Origin of the sequence: Methanocalculus sp. (assembly GCF_029762515.1) — an archaeon.
Lineage (GTDB): Archaea > Halobacteriota > Methanomicrobia > Methanomicrobiales > Methanocorpusculaceae > Methanocalculus.
In genome coordinates this window covers 1-5,121 of the sequence record NZ_JARVGN010000146.1, presented here as the reverse complement: position 1 = coordinate 5,121, position 5,121 = coordinate 1, and the positions used below count along the sequence as shown (strand labels likewise).

Below are 5,121 nucleotides of genomic sequence, written 5' to 3'. Positions count from 1 at the left end.
AAGATCACCCTGCTTGTGGTGCCGATCATCATGGCAGCGGGCCTGAAATGCCCAAAAACCAGTTCGCGGGCGATCACCGGCGCAGGCGGGACAGCCGACCTGATGGAAGCAATTGCCCCGGTTGCCTTCACCGGATCTGAGCTCCAGGAGATGACTGAGAAGGTCGGGGGTGCCATTGTCTGGGGGGGTGCCACAAACATCGCCCCCGCAGACGACAAGATCATCCTCTATGAATACCCCCTTAAGATCGATCCGCATGGCCAGATGCTCGCCTCGGTGATGGCAAAGAAGTTTGCAGTCGGTGCAGATCTCGTCGTCATCGACATCCCTGTTGGCAGGGATGCAAAAGTCACTACCGTCGAGGAGGGAAGGAAACTCGCCCGTGACTTTATGGAGCTTGGGGATAGGCTCGGGATGAAAGTCGAGTGCGCACTCACCTATGGTGAGACTCCGATCGGCCATTCTATCGGCGTCAATCTTGAAGTCGCAGAAGCCCTCTCAATCCTGAAGGATGGTTCTGGTCCAGACTCCCTCATGCAGAAGAGCGCCGCAATTGCAGGGATAGCTCTTGAGATGGCGGGCAAGGTGCAGTATGGCACTGGAACAGAAGCGGCGCTTGATCTCCTCTCATCGGGAAAAGCCGATCTGATGATGCAGAAGGTGATTGAGATCCAAGGCGGCGATCCCGCTGTGAAAGCTGAGGATCTCCCACCCGGTGAACATTCCTTCACCATCAATGCTCCTGAAACCGGGTACGTGGTCGAGATGAATAACCGGGCTCTGATCACGATTGCGCGCGCAGCAGGCGCCCCGCATGACCACGGCGGCGGGATCTTGTTCCATAAGAAACAGGGGCAGCATGTGAAGAAGGGGGAGCCGATCTTCACCATCTATGCGGATCGCGGCTGGCGGCTCCAGAAAGCCCTTGAAGAAGGCCGCCGCCTCATGCCGATAGCTGTTGAAGGAATGCTGATTGACAGGGTGCCGGGGAACCGCTGGCGGACACCGATGCACTAATAGGTGAGAAAACAATACTAACCTGTATATGCGTGCTATGCGGATTGTCGTTGCTCTCATCCTGCTTATTACCCTAGTGGTAACAGTGCAGGCGGTGGTCACCCTGCAGATCACCGTAGAGGATTCACAGGGAAACCGGGTTCCAGGTGCTGATATTTATGTTGCTGGTACTCATGTCGGAACAAGTGATGGTTCTGGGCTATTTTTGTATGATCACGCAGGCACAACAGCTTTTAACCTCATGGTGAGCAAAACGGGATATCAGAGCACTACCGTCTCAGTTCTGGCAACCGAGAGAAACCGGACTATTACCCTGCCACGGAGTACTGTCGTTTTGACTGTGCTTGTATATGATGAGAATGTGGCCCCTCTTCGGAACGCTATTGTCAGAGTGGTTGGTCCGGATGCCGAGAAGACGGGTGAAACCGGATTTGATGGAAAAGCTATTTTTACCCTTAAAGACGGCGAAACATACCAGATATTTATCACCGCTCTTGATTACCGTGATGAACAGAGATCTGTACTCATATCCGGGGCACAACCTGAGCCGATCACGGTTGTGATGGTGCGTGGTGACCGTTTTGCCTTCCGTGTTACTGAAGTGGAGACAGCTCTCCCGATCAGCGGGGCTTCGATCTCGATTGATGGTAATCTCAAAGGAACGACCGGAGATGACGGGGTCTTCTCATATAATCTCCGGAAAGGATACGAATACCAGATTCTGGTGGAAAAACCCGAGTACCAGTCCTTTGCAAAACGTGAATATATCACCGGCGACCAGCAGGTTCTTTCGATATCCCTTTCGAAGGCATATCACTCTCCATTTGTATCGGCCTTTGATCCCGTGAAGAAGGTTGTTGATAGCGCTGATGTCTATATTGATGGAATGCTCCTGAGAAAGACTGACAATTATGGGCGTGCGAGCCTGGGAAGGCTCACTGCTGGTACGTACCTCCTTGAGATCAGGAAGGGGGGATTTGAACCTTATAGCCAGAATATCACGGTTTCTGAAGATTCGCTTGATTTTGTTGCAAATCTTGCTTATTCTGCGGTTCCGATTCGTGTGCTTGTTGAGGATCCTTCACACTCGATCCTCCCCGGAGCAATCGTGTCGGCAGATGGGGTGGTGGAAGGTACAACCGATGAAAGGGGAATTATCTTCATCTCTCTAACACCGGGTTCCGTTCATACCCTCTCAGCGATAAAAGACGGGTATCATCAGGGAACTACACAACTTGTGATACCAGTGGATGGACAGCAGGATTCAGTCACGATGACTCTTGAGCCTCAGTTCAACCCGATCCTTTTAGGTGGTATTGTGCTTGCTCTTGTGCTCCTCGGAGGGGGCGTGTATATCTCCAGGAACCGTGGGCGAAAAGGAAGTAAAAGCAAGCGGTTTAAAGACTGGTGATGCTTTTATTCTGGTAATTTAATTATATCCTCTCTTTTATATCGCGAGCAGTTAAATAGGAGAATGGATGAATCTATGCTATGAACTCACCATCCCGGCTGCTCATCCTTCTTCTCATCATCGCAGCAGCCGGAGCAGCACCGGCAGCAGCCCTTCTTCCTGATGAAATCGTCATCACAACCGATACGGAATGGCTGGTGGCGGGATCATCCACACCTGCAACACTCACGGCAGTGGTCTATAACCAGAGTGTCCCGCTCCCCGGTGTTCTGCTCACCTTCTCACTCCTTGATCCAGATACCGGATCTCTCACAAACCCCTCTCCCACAACTGATGGTGCGGGGGTGGGCACAGTCTCCTTTTTCCCCGGTACAACAAGCGGAAATGTCACCATCAGGGTCGAAGCCTTGTATGCGTCAGGGGATGAGATGGAAGCAATCGAAGCTCAGCTCATCCAGCCTGTCGATCATGGTGAACCTGTGGCAATCGATTATATCTCCTATCCACAGGAGGCAACTGTCGGCGCAACAGTGCCGATCTCTCTTCTGCTCATAGATGCCTATGGAAACTCCGTTGATAACCGGAGGGAAACGGCTCTCTCTCTTTCTCCCGAGTATGTGACGATGACCGTCACCTCCCCCGGAGGGAACGCAGTTTTCTTCCATGCAGGTGAAAACGGTGCAACCGTCTCTGTCCCGGTAGATGCAGAGGGATTTGTGAATACAAGTCTCGGGCTCGAAACAGAACCTGTTGATCATGTCATCCTGATCGATCCATCTCCTCCGCAAATCCCGTCCCGATGGATAACAATCACCGCAATTGCTGATGGGATCCCACACTCTGTCCATCGTGATCCCTCTGCATCCCCCCTGTATGCTCCGGCAGATGGGGCATCAAAGATCGATCTCTTCTATACATTCTATGATGAGTACGGAAATCGTGCAGGGAACAGGAATATTCAGTTCACCGCAACCACCGGCACCGGAACAACCACTGCATTGTATTCCACAAGCAGTGCCGGGGAGATCCGGATCAGCTATGGTCCGGTCATCACCGTCGGGGAGGTGACGATCACCTGCACTGCCGTTGATAACGAGACAGTCTATGATACTGTAGCCCTGCAGTTCTACCATACCGAACCGGTGGCGATGCTGCTGACCGCAAACCCTCAGGTGATACCAAGCGCAGATCTGGACTCAGGGATCACCGCAGATATCCGGGCAAAGGTGATCGATGCACGGGGAAACCCGGTGCCCGGCGAGACGGTCAGCTTCTCTATCCAGTCGGTTGATTGCGGCGACTACATCACAACAAGCGATGCATCACTGGATGGAACAGAAGCTGTCACAAATGATGATGGCCTTGCTATTGTAACGTTCTCCCCATCAGGATTCACAACCGATCCGGATCACCCCGGTTATAGTAAGAACGCAACCGGCACCGCGGTCATAGCAGCTGTCTGGGAAGGTGAGGAGAAGACGGTCTCTGTAACCTGGAAGAACTATCCCTTCCTGAGCATCAGCACGATGGTCGAACCGGAGACGGTCGCAGTGAACGAGACGATCACCGTGACGGTGACGATCATTGGGGACGGGTGGGCGCTCCAGCCGGATCCCGTCGATGTGGTGCTTGTTATCGACACATCAGGCAGTATGGCTGGAACGGATGTATCGCCAAACCGGATGGCAGCTGCAAGAAATGCGGCGAAAGAATTCGTCGCGCAGATGGATCTCGAATCCGGACGGGATCGGGTGGCAGTGGCATCCTTCTCCTCCGCTGTCACCATCCACCAGCCGCTCACTGATGATACGGCCACAGTCAACGCCGCAATCGATGGCCTGACGGCAAGCGGCGCAACGATTATGCGGCGGGGATATTATGAGGGCATCAGGCACCTGAAAGAGGATGGAAGGCTAAGAGCAGTGAAGGCGGTGATCCTGATGGGTGATGGAGACTGGAACCTCCATGGCTCTCCGCTCGCAATTGGAATTGGTTTTCCTGATACCGATCTGGAAAAAACTGTCTATGATCGGAGTTATGAGACCACATATGGAATTGCACGTTCGGCATATCCATGGAGTGGCTCTGTGTATTCATTCAGCCCTGGTGAATGTCAGGTGCGAACAACACGCTATGGGACAACCCTCTACTCTGAGGGGTATGAATGGTACAGCGATCTCCCTGATCCAAAAGGAACATTGGGTGCAGAATACTGGTGGTACCGTCGGTATCCAGTCAACGACTGGCGGCAGGGCTCCGTCTCTCTTGACGGGCAGCATACCAACCAGAACATGTCAGTTTATGCGATGAGCGGCACCCCGGACGAACAGGTGCGGGTGTATACTATCGGATTTGCTGCGGACCTCGCCCCGAGGGTGGTGCAGGATGTCACCATCCTCTCGGAAGCAACCGGCGGCAGCTATGTCTGGGCAGGCAATGAAGAGGATCTGACATCAGTCTATACGCAGATTGCCGGTGAACTAATTACAGAAGCCGGGGTAAACACCACGCTTCATCTCTCCCATGATAATATCGTCATTAACATGACCGTATATCAGGGAGGCGATCTCTTCGAGTATGTGCCAGAGACAACAGTATCACACTACAATACGAAAGGAGGGGAGATCGTATGGGTTGAAGGCTATCCGCAGGAGATCGATCAGACCAATGACTGGCTCGGGATCACCCCGCCG

General features: G+C 53.0%; 3 protein-coding genes. All 3 read left to right on the top strand.

The features are described from left to right. The coding region (locus QCH34_RS06490) for a thymidine phosphorylase (protein WP_300331978.1) at positions 1 to 1,017 on the top strand (1,017 nt) is incomplete at its 5' end. Between the two features lie 28 nt (positions 1,018 to 1,045). Next, a complete protein-coding gene (locus tag QCH34_RS06485; protein WP_300331974.1) occupies positions 1,046 to 2,428 on the top strand; it encodes a hypothetical protein in 1,383 nt (460 codons plus the stop codon). Between the two features lie 80 nt (positions 2,429 to 2,508). Further along, positions 2,509 to 5,121 (top strand): VWA domain-containing protein (locus QCH34_RS06480; RefSeq protein WP_300331971.1); only part of this gene is annotated, 2,613 nt, incomplete at its 3' end.